A 20,123-nucleotide genomic window follows, 5' to 3' on the forward strand; every position below is an offset into this window, starting at 1 on the left:
ACTCGTATTTATTTTTAAATATTGGAATACCTGTTTTACGTTTATTCTGCATATTTATAACCAATTAGCTACCATTAAAATTCAAAAAATTCTTAACGAGCTAATAAATAATCTATTTCATTATTTTTTTACAAGAGTAAATAATCATGCTGTTTTATAGCCACTTGAAAACGTCAGAAAACATGACTATTTTTTTTTGAAATCATTATGAATTATTTGTTTTTATTGAAAAAACGAGAATTCGATAATGTAAGAAATTTATAACATAATTAATTGTGTTTTTAGTTGTAAGATGTTGTTTGTTAACTATTTAGTTGTTAAAAATCAGTTTAATTAAATATAATTGACTATGTTTGAATTTATAACTTTCTTAAGTTTTACTGATTTTATTTAAGATAGTAGTCCCCTTCACAGAAACAAATCAATAACGATTAGTAGCGATTCATTTTAAAACTCTTATCCTATTTATTAATGATGTTAATAGGGTAATGATTGTGTTAAAAGGTTAAATAGTTTTTGTCTTTATAATTAAAAAGTTAGAAAAAAAATGAAAAGTCGTGCTAATATATCCAAAATTGATAGATGTAATGGGCTGTCCCAAAAAGCATTTTATAATAAATATGTAAAAACGTCATTACCTGTTGTAATTACTGATAAAGCCGAATGGACATCATCAGAAAAGTTTACAATTGATTATTTGAAATCTAATTACAACCACTTATCTAAAACCATTGATGGTAAAACCTATTCATTATCAGAAATAATTGATTTATGTCAAACATCAACACCAGAAAATAAAGCTCCTTATCCAAATACTTATGACGCTCTTCGTGATTTTCCTGAAAACTTTGGGGATTTACCAGAAATATTATACGGAAAATCAAATAGACTAAACAGTCGCCTGTTAAGTAATTTTTTCGCCAAACATACTAATCAACATGAATTGTTTTTTGGCGGATATGGATGTTCCTTTCCAACCGTCCATTTCGATTGGCTCGGAGTACATTCTCAAATCACTCAAATAATAGGAAAGAAAGATGTTATCTTATACTCACCCGACCAAACCCCTTATTTTTATCCAGATAAAAGACATCACCATCACAGCCCTGTCAATATTTTGAATCCAGATTATGACAAATTCCCATTATTCAAGAATGCAAAAGCTGTAAAAACGACATTAAATCCTGGTGAAACCTTATTTATACCTGCAGGTTGGTGGCATACCACTTATATGCACGATTTTAATCTTACCGTTGCAATCTCTCATGTAAACTCATATAATTGGAATTTCTTTATGGATGAACTATATTTAAACACAAAAATTCATTATCCTAAACTAGCTTGGATGGTTAAGATTTATAAAGTGGTTGTGGGAAAAATTTTTAATGTCAAGGAAGCTTTGGTGAATTGAGTGAATCATAATTTTACCACATTTATAATAGAAAAAATATGTTTTACAAACATAGTCTTTTGATTAAAGCCCAATCGATTCTTTATATTATTTGGTTTGAGTTTGGCTCTTATAAGACCTTGAAAATATTATTTTTACGAAAAATATCAATAAAAAAATATAAATTAAATGAATTTGAAAGCTTTTGTAAAAAAATATGAGATTTGGATCTTTCTAGTACTTGGCCCCTTATCCAATATCATTTTTGTTCAGGCTAGGATTCACGATCTGATGTCGCGTTCTATGTATAATACAGGTCGATTTTGTCTACTATTGTTTATATTAATTTGTTTAATAAAATATACTAGAGGAAATGAAGGCATAAGAGATTTATTTAAGCCTATGCTAAAATGGAAAGTGCATCCAAAGTGGTTTTTTTTGTGTTTAATTTTTCCTACAACCATAGCGACTATAACTTTATTATTAAAGGCGCTCTATTATGACGTCGAATATTCTACGTTTTTTACTCTTATTACAACAAGCCTTAGAGGGTATATTGCCAATTTTGTTTGGGCTTTCCTTGGAGAAGTGGTTTGGGTTAGTTATTGTATTCGGCAATTGTCAAAAATCGTGAAGCCACTTTATGCAAGTCAAATTATTGCTGTGTTTTGGACCTTATGGTTTATTCCCATATTAATTCTTGGAGAAGGTACATTTCCTGAAATCCCAATTTTACCTGCGTTCCTATTTTTTATGGGACTTTCTGGTATGTGTGCTTTTGTTTACAAACATACTAAAAGTGGTCTTTGTGTTCTTTTATTACAGACTATGGTGAACTATACTGCCGTGTCACTACCAATAATGCCGACAACTGGAGGGGCTCCTACATACATTACCTTTGCGGTCATATATTTTCTAGTTATGCTAGGATTATGGGGTTTAGAGTTTCTAATTACAACAAGCAAAAAGAAAGAACTCATACAGAGCGGTTGGTTTCCAAAGAACTAATGATTATGATAAAATTTTCAAATTAGACCAAAATATTTTAGTCATTAATTTCAAACATCACGGACACTATAATTCTGTAGTGGTTTATAATTATTGATTTTGACTAATTTCTAATATAATAAGGAATGGAGGAATTTTATAAATTAAAAATTATAATAATTTAGTATTTAAGTCTTATCCAATAGCGATATGTTCGTTTATCATGTTAGATATTGATTTTGTTAGTTTTACGAACGGTAATTATTATACCTATTTGATTTATGCAAGCGACTATATCTTGACTTATGTTTGGTGTTTTAATAACAAAAACTCAAGAGGTTTTTGATATTGATGGATTTTATTGATTTTGAACGACAAAAGAAACGATTTATCTAATTTATGTTAATTAGGTTTAAAAATTTATTTAAATTTCGTCAAAATTCCCCTCAAAATTTAACTAACTGCGGTCTGGGCTTTTTCCCTGATACTTAGACTAATGAAATAGTAGTTACTATTAAAATATTATATTACTTAGTAAACTGTAAATTATACAAATGTATATCTAAGTATATTGATATTTACGATTATTAAATTGGAATAAAATGAGTGAACATAGTCAAGTTTATCTACTTTTTGAAAAGGCGGCAAAATCTTATCCAGATGATCTTTGTATAATTACAGAAACAGATAAGCTCACCTATAGTCAAACAGAGGAAGCAGTCTCAAGAATTTACAACCTAATTTTAAATCATGCCAAAGACGAGAGTATTATTGGTGTACCAACAACACGGTGTACAGAACAAATAATTTTCGTATTAGCAATTTTAAAAGCTTCTAAAGCATATCTTCCAATTGATTTTGGATATCCTAAAAAAAGACTTGAAGGCATTATTTCTAATTCAAAACTTTCATTTTGTTTAACAACAAAGAAGGATGAAAGTAATGTTATAGCAATGGGACTTAAACCATTAACTAATGGACTTAAACAATCCATTGATAATGGGGTAACTGAGTCAAGCTCTATAAATACAGCGACTTATATATTGTATACTTCCGGTTCTACAGGCGAACCTAAAGGTGTTTGTATGAGTGAAAAAGCCATGGTTAATCTTATTAATTGGCAAAACGAAAATTCAACATGTAATATAGGTACACGTACTTTACAATTTGCGCCATTAAGTTTTGATGTTTCATTTCAAGAAATCATGGCTACATTAAGTAATGGAGGTACCCTTGTTTTAATTGATGATGTCTTAAGGTTAGATATGGTTGCGCTCTTAAATTATATAGAGAAGCAGCAAGTTAATAGGTTGTTTTTACCATTTGTAGCATTGCAAGCTTTAGCAGAAGCAGCTTTAAGCATGGAGGTTTATCCTACATCCCTTAAAGAAATAATGACTGCGGGCGAACAACTTAAAATTACATCTCAAGTTCGTAACTTTTTTACTAAACTTAGAGGTTGTGTGCTCTTCAATCAATACGGGCCTACAGAATGCCACGTGGTTACAGAATTAAAACTAGAAGGAGAACCTTCTAATTGGCCAGCATTACCAACCATTGGTAAACCTATTAGCAATACCTCAATATTTATTCTTAATGATAAACAGGAAGTTGTGCCAGATGGAACTCTCGGTGAACTTTGTATTGCTGGTGATTGCTTGGCTGAAGGATATTTGAACAATAAAATATTAACAGAAGAAAAATTTGTTAATTGGAAATCTCCAGAAGGCACATATAAACGGATTTATAAAACTGGTGATATTGCCAAATATTTACCCAATGGGACTATAGAGTTTCTTGGTCGTCAAGATGATCAAGTTAAAATTAGTGGGCATAGAATTGAATTGGCCGAAATCGAATTAGCAATTAATTCAATAATTGGTATTGTTCAAACTGTTGTAATAGCTTCAAATCATTTGGGAGGGCAAACGCAACTAGTAGCATATATACAACCCAATCAAAACAGTTTTGATATGGCCGATGTTCGCCAGCAAGTTTCGGATTTGTTGCCAGAATACATGATGCCTTCATATTTTGTTGCTGTTGAAGATTTTCCGCGAACTTCAAGTGGTAAAATTGACAAGAAAAAATTACCAGCACCGCAATATAGTAGACCAGATTCAGCACCACCATTTAAAGCAGCAATTACAAATATTCAAAAAAACATAGCTAAAGTTTGGACCGAGTTATTGTTAATGCCTAAAATTGGGATTGATGACAACTTTTTTGAATTAGGAGGAACATCATTATTAGCGCAAAAGGTAACAGCTTTGCTATTAAAAAATTATGGCTATAAATTACCTGTAACTAAATTATATCAGTTCCCTAGGATTGCTGAAATCTCTAATTATTTAGAGCCTAAGAAAAAAGTTAAGACTAAAAAATCTACTAAAAGAGATCATAAATCTAATGGCTCTAGAGATGTTGCAGTAATTGGTATGGCAGGTCGATTTCCAGGGGCAGATACTATTCAAGAATTATGGGAAGTTCTCAAAGAAGGAAGGGAAACAACTTCATTTTTTTCTTCAGAAGAATTAGATGCTACAATTTCCGAAGCTTTACGTAACGACCCTCTTTATGTTAAAGCGCGAGGTATTGTCCGTTCTGCTCAAGAATTTGATCCTGCATTCTTTGGCTTAAACCCAAAGGTTGCTTCAGTAATGGATCCACAACAACGTCTATTTTTAGAAATAGCCTGGGAAGTCCTAGAACAATCTGGTTATCTCCCAAAGCATTATGAAGGAACTGTTGGTGTTTATGCAGGTACGGGAATGAATACATATTATAAAAACAATGTATTACCCAATAAAGAGCTTCTAAATCAAGTAGGAGATTTTCAAGCGAGTACATTAAATGAAAAAGATTATATTTCTACAAGAACAGCCTATCACTTAAACTTAAAAGGTCCAGCGGTTAGTGTTCATTCTGCTTGTTCTACATCACTTCTAGCTATTGCACAAGCTACTGAAGCTATACGAAGTGGTCAGTGTGATGTGGCTATAGCTGGTGGTTCTAGTGTAACAACTCCAATTTACAGTGGGCACCTCTATCAAGAGGGCTCTATGTTAAGTCCAGATGGTCGTTGTCGTCCATTTGATAAAGACGGAAAAGGAACTATTTTTAGTGATGGTTGTGGTGTAATTCTTCTAAAAAGCTTGGAGTCTGCAATAAATGACGGGGATCAAATACACGGAGTTATTAAGGGCGTAGGTATAAATAACGATGGTGGTGGAAAGGGTAGTTTTACAGCACCAAGTGTAGAAGGGCAATCTGGCGCTATATCTAGAGCTCTCGATGATGCCAATGTATTACCTTCTGAAATTAGTTATATAGAAGCTCATGGTACGGCAACTCCAATAGGTGACCCAATAGAGATGGAGGGGCTTCATGATGCATTTGGGGAGCAGTCGAAAAAGAATTATTGTGCAGTAGGTTCTATTAAAAGTAATATGGGACATCTTACTGGTGCAGCAGGAGTCGTCGGAGTCATAAAAACGATATTGGCATTAAAAAATCAAAAAATTCCAGCATCTTTAGGTTATGTTGAAGCGAATCCAGCTATTGATTTTGAAAATAGCCCATTCTATGTAAATAATACATTCTCTGATTGGAATTGTGAAGGGAAACGACGTGCGGGCATCAGTTCTTTTGGAGTAGGTGGTACCAATGTACATGTTGTAGTTGAAGAATATGAAACAAAACCTATAGCGACTAGTGACGGTAAGCCGTTACAAATTTTAACCTGGTCTGCAAAATCTGAAAATAGTCTTGACGGATATAAAAAAGCGTTGGGTAAGTATATAAAGTCTGCTACAGAAGTAAAATTAACAGATATAGCCTACTCACTTAGTACCACTCGAGACACTTTTGGCAAACGTAGTTTTGTTTTAGCAAATAATTCAGAAAATGCTATTGAGCAACTATTAGCAAATGAATCAGCTTCTATTAAATCTTCAGGCTTAAGAGCTGTACCAAGCAATTTTGCATTTCTTTTTCCAGGACAAGGTGCACAATATTTACAAATGGGAAAGGCACTCTATGAACATGAACCAGTGTTCAGTGAAGCTGTAGATCAATGCGCTCAAATATTACAAGACGCCTATAATTATGATATTAGACATATTATTTATCCTAAAACTAATTCACAAGAGGCTGAAAATCGATTAAAGGATACGCAATATACCCAACCAGCATTATTTGTTGTAGAATATGCCTTGTCTCAACTTTGGATGAGTTGGGGAATGCAACCAACTTTACTTTGTGGTCATAGTATAGGTGAATTTGTTGCGGCACATTTAGCGGGTATATTCAATTTAAAGGATGCTTTACTTTTAGTTGCTATTCGAGGTAAGTTAGTTAGTAATCTTCCAGGAGGTAGTATGTTATCTGTTCGATCAACCTACAAGAGTCTATCTGAAATACTGCCAGAAGGTTTATGTATTGCTGCCGTTAACTCAGATAAATTAGCTGTGGTTTCTGGTGAAGACGAATCTATTAATGCATTTGCAAAAATTTTAGATGAAAAGGAAATACCAAATAGATTACTATTAACCAGCCATGCGTTTCATTCCACAATGATGGATCCTGTTTTGAAGGAATTTGAGACTGAAATCAATAAAGTAACCTTAAATATTCCTAGAATACCTATTATTTCTACAGTAACAGGAACATGGATGAGTGATTCTGATGCTACAGACCCAAAATACTGGACAGATCATTTGCGTGCAACTGTTCGCTTTTCAGATGCCATGGAAACAGCACTTGGGCTGGAAGATATTGTTTTATTGGAAGTTGGTCCTGGTCGTGCATTAACCACTTTGTCACAACAAAAAAAGAGGCCAAAATCGGCAAGCTCTATTTCAAGTTTAGTTGCTCCTGGTGAACATGAAAATTCCTATCATACTGTATTATCTGCATTAGGTCAACTATGGCTAAAAGGTATAGAGCCTAATTGGCAAGCCTTTTATAAAGGTCAATCTAGGCAAAAGGTATGGCTTCCAGCTTATGTATTTGACCGCAAGCACTGTTGGGTAGATCCACCACTAACAGAAGTAGTTACTAATACTACTATTAGATTAACCGAATCAAATAATAATGAACCTATTCAATCTCAAACTCAAATGAATACTGCTATACAACCTAACAGAAAAACGACGCTTTTAGAAAAAATTTCAGATATCATTATGGATACGTCTGGAATAGAACTGGAATCGTCTGAACACGATTATAGTTTCCTTGAGCTTGGACTTGATTCTCTCGTTCTAACGCAAATGTCTATCACATGTAAAAATGAGTTTAAAACACCGATAACCTTTCGTCAGTTAAATGACGAATTAGGGACGCCAAGTTTATTAGCAGAACATTTAGACCAGATTTTACCGAAAGATGTTTATGCACCTGTGCCTGTTACTCATTCTGTAAGCGTACCTGTTCAGAATACTGTAGCCACTCAAGTTCCGGCACCAGTTCAATCCTCTAATACTAGTGCTACATATAGTAATAATGGCTCTGCAATAGATCTCATAGCGCAACAGTTGCAACTATTAGGAAAGCAATTGGAATTGTTAAAAGGAAATAATGTAGCTTCAACTTCGGCATCAGAAACAGTTCCGCAATCCACAGTAGTTCCACAATCCTCGAAAGCAGAAGTTAAGCCAACAATTAATTCTACAGTTGAAACGCGCTCTGAAGAAGAAATTAAGGAACATAAAAAACCCTTTGGAGCTTCCCCAAAGATTGATCGACAAGCAACGGAATTAGATTTAAATCAGCAGTCATTTTTAGATGAACTTATAAAAAGATATAACAAAAAAACGGGTAGTAGTAAAGCTTATTCTCAAAAGCATCGAGCTTATATGGCTGATCCAAGAGTCGTATCTGGTTTTAAGCCATTGACTAAAGATTTGATTTACCCTTTAGTGGTTGATAAGTCCTCTGGGAATCGCCTTTGGGATATAGACGGTAACGAATATATTGATGCTTTAAATGGGTTTGGCTCGTGTTTATTTGGGCATCAACCAGATTTTATAACAAAAGTTTTACATGAACAAATAGAGAGTGGATATGAGGTAGGTCCTCAGCATCCATTAGCAGGTGAAGTATGCGAGTTGCTTTGTGAGTTTACAGGACATGACCGTGCTGCTTTATGTAATACAGGTTCAGAAGCTGTTTTAGGATCTATGCGTATTGCAAGAACTGTAACTGGACGTTCACTTGTGGTTGCATTTTCTGGAGCTTATCATGGTATAAATGATGAAGCTCTTGTAAGAGGTTCAAAAAGTCTTAAAACATTTCCAGCCGCAGCTGGTATCCTTTCTCCATCGGTACAAAATGTATTAATTTTAGAGTATGGTACAGATGAAAGTTTAGAAATTATCCGTAAGCGTTCGCATGAACTTGCAGCTGTTATCGTAGAACCCGTACAAAGTCGTAGACCTGAATTTCAGCCTGTTGAATTTCTTAAGGAAGTTAGAGAGATAACGAAAGCTTCAGAAACTGTACTTATTTTTGATGAAGTTATCACAGGTTTCCGTATGCATCCAGGTGGTGCACAAGCTTTGTTTGGTATCAAGGCCGATATTGCGACATATGGAAAGGTAATAGGTGGAGGTATTTCCATTGGAGCCATTATGGGAACTAAAAATTGTATGGATGCACTAGATGGTGGGTTTTGGCAATATGGAGACGCTTCATACCCAGAAGCAGGTGTTACTTACTTTGCGGGTACGTTTGTTCGCCATCCACTTGCGCTTGCTGCTGCTAAAGCATCATTAATTCACATGAAAGAGTTAGGTGAATCGCTTCAAAAAAATCTTAATAGTATCACTGAAAACTTTGCAAAGGATCTTAATGGAGAGTTTGCAAAGCGTGGGTTACCTATGGAAATAAAATATTTTGGGTCATTATGGCGACTAAAATTTTTAGAAGAAATACCGTATTCAGAATTGCTTTTTGTTTTGGTTAGAGAAAAAGGTATCCATATATGGGATGGTTTCCCTTGTTTTATGACTACAGCTTTTAAAAGTGAAGATATTAATAAGTTAAAACAAGCTTTTATAACTAGTGTTGATGAACTCATCGCTGCGGATATTTTAAAACCAGAAAAAGATAATATAAGTCCAATTACTAATGGATCTAGTGCTGAAGCATTAAATAAGCCACCTGTAGAAGGTGCACGTTTAGGAATGGACGAACTAGGAAATCCAGCTTGGTTTATAGCGGATACCAAAGAAGAAGGGAAATTCGTAAAAATAGATTTATAAAAAATATGTCTTATGGCGACAAAAATTATTGAATTAGTTAACAATGGAACGTTCTCTGTAGAGAAAAAATATGGTATGACCTATGATGAGTTTGCCAAGGATCATTTGTTTGCAGGTGTTCCGGTAGTTATAGGCGATGCCTGTGATGGCTGGGCAGCAAAAGATAAGTTTACTCCAGATTTTTTCAAATCAGAATATGGGAGTCGAAAGGTCAAAGTCCAAGACCAAGAGTATCGACTAGACGAATTTATAGAACTTATGGAGCGGTCTACTATTGATAATCCAGCGCCTTATCCTTGCAAACTTCAAATAGATAGAGAGTACCCTGAATTACTGCCGGATATATCACCAAGATTTAAATTTGCAATGCCAGATTGGAGTCATAATACGCTTATAAAACCATTTACAGCAGGAGCAGACACCTATGAAATTTTCCTTGGTAGTCCTGGAGGTCAATTCCCTTATGTGCATTATGATTATATGGGGTTACATGCTTTTATTACTCAATTATATGGGAAAAAGGAATTTACAGTAATTCCACCAGATCAAACACCATATGTTTATCCTAAGGAAAATAATACTTGGGTTTCGGAGGTTCCCGATATTAAGAACGTCGATTTAGAAAAATATCCACTTTGTGCTAATATCACTCCAGTGACCTTTACTGTAGGCCCCGGAGAAACATTATTTATTCCTAATGGTTGGTGGCATACTGCACATTCGTTAACAATAACCCTTTCTGTTGCACAGGATTCATTGAATGCATCAAATTGGAAACGATTTAAAAATGAAGCCAATACAGCAGTTGCTAAAAGGAGTTCGATAATTGCTAAAATGTCAAATATTTATCTTTCTGTAGTAGGGAGTATTTTAGGAGCGAATAAATCGAAATATAAGAACTCTTAAAAAACATACATAGTAAGATACCTGTAAAATTTAATAGATAGCGAGCGCCTTAATTTTCAAATTTACATTGATGAATCAATCTACATTATTGAATACAACCAATCATTTTGATCCTTTCGCAGGGCCAGAGTTGGAAAAAGTAAATTATACAACTCCATCTCAAGCAGAAATATGGATTGCTTGTAAGTTGGGAGGAAGTGGTGCTAATAGTGCATATAACGAATCTGTTTCTCTAATTTTAGAAGGAGAATTAAATAAAGAAGCTATAGAATATGCAATAAAGAAATTGGTTCAGCGTCATGAATCACTTCGTGCTGTTTTTAGTACTGATGGGCGTTTTATGAGTATTTTTAAAGATGTTCCAATACTTATTAATTATGAGGATATTTCAGCTCTTACGGATTCTAAAAAAGATGAAAAAATAGCAGATTACTTACTAAAAGACGCTAATGTGTCTTTTGATTTGGTAAAAGGCCCATTACTAAAAGTTGGTTTAATCAAAATTAGTGAATTGAAGCACCAGTTGATTATCACCGCTCACCATATTATATGTGATGGTTGGTCAATGGGTATCATGTTGCAGGATCTAGGAGGTCTCTATTCTGCGCGTGTACAAAATAAATTGGCATCTTTACCATCACCAGAAAGCTTTGTGACATTCGCAGATGATCAACAGAAATTTTTAAAAAGTGAAGCGTATAAAACAACCGAAAATTTTTGGTTAGAACATTATGAGTCGTCTATTCCTCAATTAGATTTACCTACTGATTTTCCAAGGCCTCAATTAAGAACATTTAAAAGTGAACGTCTTGATTTTCCTATTGATAATGACTTATTAGATGCTTTAAAAAAAACAGGTTTAAAAGCGGGATCCAGCTTTGTTAGTACGCTAATGGTAGCTTTTGAAGTTCTGTTATTTAAGTTAACTGGTAGTAGTGATTTAGTTGTTGGACTACCTTCTGCAGGGCAATCGGCAAGTGGCAAGTCTCATTTGGTAGGGCATTGTGTTAATTTGTTGCCTTTACGTAGTAAAATTAATACAAATAGTAGTTTCGTTGAGTATTTAAAAGTCCGGAAATCAGAGTTTTTCGACGCCTATGATCATCAACAATTAAGTTTTGGCCAATTACTTCAAAAGCTTCCTATTACAAGAGATCCTTCAAGAATACCTCTTGTTCCTGTCGTTTTTAATATTGACTTAGGGATGTCGGATGACGTATTTTTTACGGACTTAACTTATAAACTCAAAAGTAATCCTAGAACATACGAAACTTTTGAAATTTTTTTAAATGCTACTGGATCGGAAGATGAATTCATTTTGGAGTGGTCCTATAACTCAAATCTCTTTAAGCCTGAAACTATTCAGCAAATGATGATTTCTTTTGAAGAGATAATTCAAACGATAGTAGCTAATCCAGAAGTTAAAATAGGTGACATTGTAAAAATAGACGATTCAGATTATAACAATTTAAATAATACGAGTGCTACTTACCCTCAGTTGCCTTTATATGAGCTTATTTCACAACAAGCAAAAACGTCTCCTTTAAATACGGCACTAAAATTTGGTGATTCGGAAATGTCTTATGAAAATTTAGACAAGCAGATTCATCAATTAGCATATCGTTTAAAAGAAGAAGGTATAAATCCAGGTGATGTAGTGGCTGTGGCTTTACCACGATCAATAGAACTTGTGGTGAGCTTACTTGCTGTGATGCAGTGTGGTGCTGCTTATTTACCTTTGGATCCGAGTTATCCTCAGCAGCGATTAGATTTTATGATCGAAGATTCAAAAGCTGAAGCATTAATTTCATCTAAAGAATTCACGATATCATCAGAGTCAATTCCGAAGATGCTAATATTGGAAGATCTATTTTTAGACTTATCAAAATATCCTTTATCTCCATTGAACATTTCAATAGATTTAGAAGATATGGTCTATTTGCTTTATACTTCTGGCTCAACAGGTAAACCAAAAGGTGTTCAAGTAACACACAAAAATCTGGTTAATTTTTTATACGGTATGTTAAAAGAGCCAGGTATAAAAGAAACAGATAGATTTTTGTCTATAACAACGATTTCTTTTGATATTGCTGGACTCGAGTTATTCTTGCCCTTATTAAAAGGAGCAACCTTGATTATTGCAAGTGATGAGGTCGCAAAAGATCCGCGTTTAATGTTAGATGTTCTTAAAGAAGAACGTATAACAATGTTGCAAGCAACACCAACAACTTGGCAGATGTTGCTTGATGCAGGTTGGCAAAATCGCTTACCACTAAAAGCACTTTGTGGAGGTGAGGCACTACCACTGAGTTTAGCAACTAAATTATTAAAAAGAGTTGATGAGGTTTGGAATATGTATGGCCCTACCGAAACGACTATATGGTCTGCTGTTAAACAAATTATGCCAGAGGATGAGTTAATAACTATTGGACATCCTATCGCAAATACGCAATTATACATACTTGATGAAAACGGTGCATTAGTAGCTCCCGGTAAGATTGGAGAATTGTGCATAGCCGGAGATGGTGTTGCAAAGGGATATTGGAAGCGTCCGGACTTAACAGCGGAAAAATTTCTAAAAAGTACCTTTAATAAAGACGAAAACGCATGTGTTTATAGAACAGGAGATTTGGGTAAACTGTTGCCTACTGGAGAAGTTCAATGTTTAGGTCGAATTGATCAACAAGTTAAAATTCGTGGGCACCGTATAGAGCTAGGAGAAATAGAAGAGGCTATAAATACAATAGATGGGATAGAATCTTCTGTAGTATTAATAGATAAAGATCGTTTAAAAGCATTTGTCATTACTAATAATTTAAAAAATGACGCTCAGGCCCTAGAACAAAATTGGAAGGCGTATCTAAAAGAACGACTTCCATTATATATGGTACCTCAGGAAATGATTACTTTAGATAAATTCCCTACGACTTTAAATGGGAAAATAGATCGTAAAAGTTTAACCGCTTCAGCATCAATAAATTCGCAGAAATCAACTTTAACTTTTGCTCAAAGTGATTCAGAGCAACTTGTTGCCGCAATTTGGCAAGAATCTCTTGGAATTGATAAAATTGATGTTGATAGTAACTTTTTTGAGTTGGGAGGTCATTCTCTTATCGCAGTCAAAGTTATGACTCGGTTAGAAAAAGAGACAGGAAATAGATTACCACTTGCGGCATTACTGGAGCAACCAACAATTAAGAAATTGGCAGCCTATTTGGACAAGAAATACATTACATGGGATTCGTTAGTGCCTTTAAAAACTAATGGTCATAAAATGCCAATATTTATTGTTCACGGAGCAAATCATAATGTATTGGTCTTTAAAAATTTGTCAGAATTATTAGGTGATAAACATCCTGTTTATGCCTTGCAAGCTAAAGGTCTTAGTGGTGATATTGAACCTCATGATTCTGTAGAAGCGATGGCATCTCATTACATATCAGAAATTAAGTCTGTAAATCCTGATGGACCTTATGCGTTAGGTGGATTTTCGTTTGGAGGTATTGTGGCTTTTGAAATGGCAAAACAATTAAGGGCAGAAGGAAAAGAAGTGAAAAATGTTGCACTTTTTGATAGTTATGCTTATCCTCATTATTCATATTTAAATCCTACCGCAAAACGTAGAATTGCTCGCCTTTATGATATGGGGCAACTTTTTTTCATGCTCTTTAACATGTTTAGTAGTGTTAAGAATTTTAAACGTAGGGTTGATTTACTTAAAATTAGTTTTTCAGGTTTATATTTAAGATTAAAATACGGAAGAGAAAAACAATACCAATTACAATTTAATCGCACCTCTAAGATTGATGAGATGCACGCCGTGGCCTTTAAAAGTTATAACTTAATTCCACAGGATATACAAGTAGATTTGTTTAGATCAACTGAAGATATTTATTTTGCTCATGATTATAAGAATTTGGGTTGGGAAAAAATTGCGAAGGGTGGAATTCGTAAGCATATGATTCCTGGAAATCATTCAGAAATGTTTCTCTCGCCTGCAGTTGAAGAGGTGAGTAAACTATTAGAAAGCGTGTTAGATGACGGCGAGTGATAATTCTAAATGTATTATTTTTAGTAAAACTTCTGAAACCTTTGATAGTCAAATAGACGAAGAAATTAGTGTCGATTCAGATATTAAATTATTTAAAATTGAATTATCTAAGTATTATGGAGTTGTCGAAGTATTATTAAAAACATTAACCCCACTTGAAGTAGAAAGAGCTCACAGATATCATCAGTTAAAAGATTTTAAAAGATTTGTAATCTGTAGAAGCATTCTTAAAATAATTATTGCGCAGCTAAAAGGCTTAAAGGTTTCGCAAGTGTATTTTGAAAAAAATGATAACCATAAGCCGTATTTTCCTTCAGATAAATCACTGTTTTTTAACGTATCGCACGCTGGTGAATATGCCCTAATTGCAATTGGTCCTTGTGAATTAGGTGTGGATATTGAGTATATAAATCCTCAATTTGAATACGAAGAAATCCTACCAACAGTTTTTAGTACAGAAGAAATAAATTTTATAAATGATTCTGAAGATGAAAGGCATGATTTTTACAAATTATGGACAAGAAAAGAAGCCATTGTAAAAGCCACTGGGCAAGGTATTGATGATGATTTTTTTAAAATACCGGTTAAGGATGGTTCCCATACAGTGTCTGCATCATTAGTAAATAACTTTAATAAAATAAATGTTTATAGCTTCAATATAACAACGAGTTACATTGGGTCTATTGCGTTTAAAGGTGTTGATGTTGATTTAAAACAAATAGTTTTTCAGCCTATATCAAGTGCCGAAAAACTAGAGTCTTTATTTTAATTGACTAGTGTATTGTAACATTAGTTACGCTATCTGTTATTAATCCTTTGTATTTTTATTTAAATTTTATTGAAATGAAAAATATCATAGGGCTACTTGTTTTGACTGCGTTTTTAATGAGTTGTAATTCTGGAAAAAAAGAAAACAATCCTTACGGTAAAGCGAATAAGGAAACCATTTCTAAAGACCATCCAGGCAAAAAATTAATGGAGACTAATTGCTACCTATGTCATAGCGCAACTGCTGGTCATGATGATAGAATAGGGCCACCAATGATTGCCATTAAAAGGCATTATATAAATAGTGAAACTACCAAAGCAGAATTTACAGAGGCCATGCAAGCTTGGATTAAAAACCCAAATGAAGAAGATGCAAAAATGCCTGGTGCAGTACGACAATATGGTGTGATGCCTAAACAATATTTTCCAGAAGAAACCATTGCGCAAATTTCTGAGTATATGTTTGATTTTGAAATAGATCAACCAGAATGGTTTGAAAATCATTATAATGAAGAAAGAGGAAAAGGAAAAGGAAAAGGAAAAGGAAAAGGAATGGGCAATGGTAATGGCCAAGGGAAAGGCAAAAACCAACAACAAGCTCAAACAAATTTTGAAGACTTACCTTATGGAGAGCGAGGTTTAAAATATGCCTTAACAACAAAAGCGGTTTTAGGAAAAAACTTAATGGGAACTATTCAGAAAAAAGGAACTTTGGAAGCTTTAGATTTTTGTAATGTACAAGCTTATCCATTAACCGATAGTATGGCTGTGGTGCATAACGCGACTATTAAACGTGTAACCGATAAACCAAGAAACCCAAATAATAAAGCTAATACAGAAGAATTAGAATATATAAACAACTTTAAGCAAGTTATCGCAAACAGCGAAGAATCTAAACCGCTAGTAAAAGAAATGGATGATAAAGTGAAAGTATATTATCCAATTACGACTAATAATATGTGTCTACAATGTCACGGAAAACTTAATAAAACAATAGAAGCTTCAACTTTAGCAAGAATTAAGAATTTATATCCAATGGATAAAGCTATTGGTTATGATATTAATGAAGTTAGAGGCATTTGGAGTGTTACTTTTGATAAATAAAATTCAAGTCAGGTATGAGCAAATTTTCAGAAATAATAAATCAAGATCAACCCGTTTTAGTCGATTTTTTTGCGGATTGGTGTGGTCCTTGTAAAATGTTGAGTCCAATTTTAAAAGACGTAAAAGCAGATCTAGGAGATGGCATAACAATTATTAAAATTGATGTCGATAAGAATCAAACTTTAGCATCAAAATATCAGGTTAGAGGTGTGCCAACCATGTTGTTATTTAAAAACGGAAAACAAGTTTGGAGACAGTCTGGTGTCCTTCAAAAAAATGATATTATAAATGTGATTAATTCACATTAATTGAATGTTTGAGAATTCAGTGTATTTAATGATAATTATCATATTCCATTTTAAAATCTTAATGTAATTTTATAGTGTTGAATTAAATAGATAGCTATGGTTAAAACAGTATTTATGTTAGTTAATAATTGGAATAATGGTGTTGTAATGATCGCAATTTTTGCAGTAGTATGTCTAGCTTTAGTTGGAGTAGTCGTTAATATGATGATGAGTGGGAAATCTAAAGAAGCTTCTGATACTGTAGATGTATTAAACGACATACGTGACGATGATTACACAGATAATTGAGAATATTAATTTAAAAACTCAATATAAATTTTAAGAGGGTAGCGTATGTTAAGCTACCCTCTTTTTTTATACTTCAATTTTATTTAAACTGAAAAGCTACTGAAAAATTGTTTACATAATCTGTAGTTAAAATGACTTGAAATCAGTTTGTTTAGATCGAAAACATATTATATAGTCGTTGCAATTCTGTCTCATATTGAGTCTAAGTTTTTAATCTAACAACAGGTGATGGTAACTTTAGTTACATAGTTAAATTCTATTGTACTGTATATTTGATATAAACAAAATAAATACCTGTAATTATGAACACAAATGAAATAATAAGAGAAGAGCAAACATTTTCAATGCCAAGAATTGGAGATAAAGCGCCAGAATTTAAAGCCGTAACTACACAAGGAGATATTAATTACCCTTCAGATTATAAAGGAAAATGGTCTATACTATTTAGTCATCCTGCGGATTTTACTCCAGTATGTACATCAGAGTTTATGACCTTTGCTCATTTAGAAGAAAAATTTGAAAAGGCAAATTGTAGCCTCATAGGTTTATCAATCGATGGTCTTTACAGTCATATCGCATGGTTAAGAACTATTAAGGATAAAATAGAATTTAACGGCATGAAAAACATAGAAGTTAAGTTTCCTTTAATTGAGGATATTTCCATGGAAGTGGCTAAGAAATATGGAATGATTCAACCTGGAGAAAGTAAAACACAAGCCGTTAGAGCGGTATTTTTTGTAGATCCAAACGAAACGGTCAGAGCTATTATTTATTATCCATTAAGCTTAGGTCGAAACTTTGATGAGTTATATAGAGCGTTAATCGCCATGCAAACTTCAGATAAATTTAATGTGGCAACACCTGCTGATTGGAATCCTGGTGATGATGTTATTGTATCACCAGCCGGATCTTGTGGTGTCGCTGAAGAACGAATGACAGATACTGAAGAGTTAGATTGTAAAGATTGGTTTTTCTGTACTAAAAAATTAGATAAAGATGTAGTACTGAAAGAAATTCTTAAAAAATAATTTCATTCAGGCTTACAGAAATTAACATGCTGCTTAAAAGTTGATAGAACATTAGTTTGTTACAATCTTTATCAACTTTTAAGCGGTTTTTTAAGCAAAATAATACTTAGGTGAGAATAAAAAAAGACCTCTAAAATACTGTTAAAATTAGAGCATAAAATCAAGGATTAAATTGCTTTTTTTTATCTTATAGACTATCCAAAAAAAGAAAACCATGAGCATCATACAATTCGAAGACAAGCCTTTAGCACATTATTCTTATGCGATTATAAGTGATAATGAAATGGCTGTTGTAGATCCTTCTAGAGATCCAAAACCATACTACCAATTAGCAGAAAAACACAACGCAAAAATTGTTGCGGTTTTTGAAACGCATCCACATGCTGATTTTATTAGTAGTCACTTACAAATTCATGAAGAAACTGGCGCTAAAATCTTCGTTAGCAAATTGGTTGGCGCAGATTATCCTCATACAACTTTTGATGATGGAGATACCGTTAAAATAGGAAAGATTACATGTTCCGCAATTAATTCGCCAGGCCATTCACCTGATAGTATTACTATTATAGCAGTAGATGAAGATAATAATCACGCGATGTTTTCTGGAGACACCTTGTTTATTGGCGATGTTGGTCGACCAGATTTAAGAGAAAAAGCGGGTGACATGAAAGCTAAACGAGAAGAATTAGCAAAAAGCATGTACCACACCATGACGCATAAATTCAATCATTTACCGGACAGTACAGTTGTATATCCAGCACATGGCGCAGGTTCTTTATGTGGAAAAAACATGAGCACAGATAAGTCCAGTACGTTAGGAAAAGAACGCAAAGAAAATTGGGCGTTTAAAAGTTTAACCGAAGATCAATTTGTGGCTCATATTTTAAAAGATCAGCCATTTATTCCATCTTATTTTGGATTTAATGTAGATATTAATAAAGAAGGTGCCGAAAAACTTGATTTATGTGTGGCTATACCAACGTTTCATTTTAAAGTGACTGATTTCAAAAATATGGAAGCTTTAATTGTTGATACGCGAAGCAAAGACGATTTTAAAAACAACCACATTCCCAATAGTATTAATATTATTGCCGAAACCGAAGATGATAAGTTTGAAACCTGGTTAGGCTCTATTGTAAAACCAAATGAAACTTTTTATTTAATAATCAATTCTATCGAAGATCGTGATAAAATGCTGTATCGTATTGCTAAGATTGGTTACGAAAAACAATTAATCGGGTTACTAACTTTAGGTCAATCGAATTATGATGCATCTGAAGTTCTTGATTTAAAGGGTTTTGAAAATCATAAAAATAAGTATACCATAATTGATGTCAGAAATAAAAGTGAAGTCAATGAAGGGAAAATTTTTGAGGATGCTTTGGCCATTCCACTTCATCAGTTAAGAGATGCTAAAAGTAAAATTCCTACAGAGAAACCTATCGTAGTGCATTGTGCTGGAGGATACAGAAGCGCAGCCGGAAGTAGTATTGTTTCAAATATTACAGGCAAAGTTGATGTGTTTGATTTAAGTGATTCAGTTAAGAAATTTCAGGATTAAAAAACGATAGCAATTGATAGCAGGAAAGCCAACAAAAAAAGACTATATATTTGTTATTATTCAGGTTTTGCTTTTTGTGGTATATGTAGCTCCAATACAAATAATAGCCATAGACCTTTCGGAATGGCTAAGATATTTAGGTTTAATTGTGGCTGTTTTGGGATTCATATTTGGAGGTATAGCTTTGTTACAGATAAACACAAAATTATCACCATTTCCGACGCCAATTTCAGGTGCAAAATTGCTTACCAATGGCACTTATGCTATCGCCAGACATCCTATTTATACGAGTATTTTAGCAATCACATTAGGCTATGCAGTGTATGAAGCCTCAGTATTTAAGTTTATAATCTTCCTAGCCTTAGGGTTCCTATTTTATTTTAAGTCTATTTATGAAGAACAACTTTTAATGAACACATTTCCTGAATATTCAACCTATAAAACAAAAACGAGACGATTTATTTAATATA

The 20,123-nt window shown here is 33.5% G+C and carries 12 protein-coding genes; all 12 read left to right on the forward strand.

Features of this window, described 5'->3' with window-relative positions:
• The first annotated feature begins 547 nt into the window (after positions 1 to 547).
• The 12 genes from ITJ86_RS11240 to ITJ86_RS11295 all read left to right on the forward strand — a co-directional run bounded on the left by ITJ86_RS11240 (position 548) and on the right by ITJ86_RS11295 (position 20,119).
• Positions 548 to 1,411: a cupin-like domain-containing protein gene (locus tag ITJ86_RS11240; RefSeq protein WP_195871738.1), complete on the forward strand. Its 864-nt coding sequence runs from the start codon at positions 548 to 550 to the stop codon at positions 1,409 to 1,411.
• Between the two features lie 168 nt (positions 1,412 to 1,579).
• The gene (locus ITJ86_RS11245; protein ID WP_195871739.1) at positions 1,580 to 2,398 is read left to right on the forward strand and encodes a type II CAAX prenyl endopeptidase Rce1 family protein; all 819 of its coding nucleotides are present in this window, start codon (positions 1,580 to 1,582) and stop codon (positions 2,396 to 2,398) included.
• 581 nt (positions 2,399 to 2,979) lie between these two features.
• Positions 2,980 to 9,639 (forward strand): polyketide synthase, encoded by a 6,660-nt coding sequence (locus ITJ86_RS11250; RefSeq protein ID WP_195871740.1) that lies wholly within the window; start codon positions 2,980 to 2,982, stop codon positions 9,637 to 9,639.
• A gap of 12 nt (positions 9,640 to 9,651) precedes the next feature.
• Positions 9,652 to 10,545, forward strand: a complete 894-nt coding sequence (locus ITJ86_RS11255; RefSeq protein WP_195871741.1) for a cupin-like domain-containing protein — start codon at positions 9,652 to 9,654, stop codon at positions 10,543 to 10,545.
• A 70-nt stretch (positions 10,546 to 10,615) separates the two neighbouring features.
• Entirely contained in the window at positions 10,616 to 14,596 is a 3,981-nt protein-coding gene (locus tag ITJ86_RS11260; protein ID WP_195871742.1) for a non-ribosomal peptide synthetase, read from the forward strand.
• Entirely contained in the window at positions 14,583 to 15,365 is a 783-nt protein-coding gene (locus ITJ86_RS11265) for a 4'-phosphopantetheinyl transferase family protein (protein WP_195871743.1), read from the forward strand. Before ITJ86_RS11260 ends, ITJ86_RS11265 begins: the two co-directional genes overlap by 14 nt.
• Before the next feature lie 74 nt (positions 15,366 to 15,439).
• A complete protein-coding gene (locus ITJ86_RS11270; protein WP_195871744.1) occupies positions 15,440 to 16,468 on the forward strand; it encodes a Tll0287-like domain-containing protein in 1,029 nt (342 codons plus the stop codon).
• Positions 16,469 to 16,482: 14 nt separating this feature from the next.
• Positions 16,483 to 16,776 (forward strand): thioredoxin, encoded by a 294-nt coding sequence (gene trxA / locus ITJ86_RS11275; RefSeq protein ID WP_195871745.1) that lies wholly within the window; start codon positions 16,483 to 16,485, stop codon positions 16,774 to 16,776.
• A 96-nt stretch (positions 16,777 to 16,872) separates the two neighbouring features.
• Positions 16,873 to 17,064, forward strand: a complete 192-nt coding sequence (locus ITJ86_RS11280) for a hypothetical protein (RefSeq protein WP_195871746.1) — start codon at positions 16,873 to 16,875, stop codon at positions 17,062 to 17,064.
• Between the two features lie 302 nt (positions 17,065 to 17,366).
• Complete coding sequence (locus tag ITJ86_RS11285; protein WP_195871747.1) at positions 17,367 to 18,092, forward strand: peroxiredoxin; 726 nt, start codon at positions 17,367 to 17,369, stop codon at positions 18,090 to 18,092.
• 214 nt (positions 18,093 to 18,306) lie between these two features.
• Positions 18,307 to 19,653, forward strand: a complete 1,347-nt coding sequence (locus ITJ86_RS11290; RefSeq protein WP_195871748.1) for an MBL fold metallo-hydrolase — start codon at positions 18,307 to 18,309, stop codon at positions 19,651 to 19,653.
• 13 nt (positions 19,654 to 19,666) lie between these two features.
• Positions 19,667 to 20,119, forward strand: a complete 453-nt coding sequence (locus ITJ86_RS11295; protein WP_230080282.1) for a methyltransferase family protein — start codon at positions 19,667 to 19,669, stop codon at positions 20,117 to 20,119.
• Positions 20,120 to 20,123: the final 4 nt, after the last annotated feature.

Source organism: Winogradskyella marina, assembly GCF_015645385.1.
Taxonomy (GTDB): Bacteria; Bacteroidota; Bacteroidia; order Flavobacteriales; family Flavobacteriaceae; genus Winogradskyella; species Winogradskyella marina.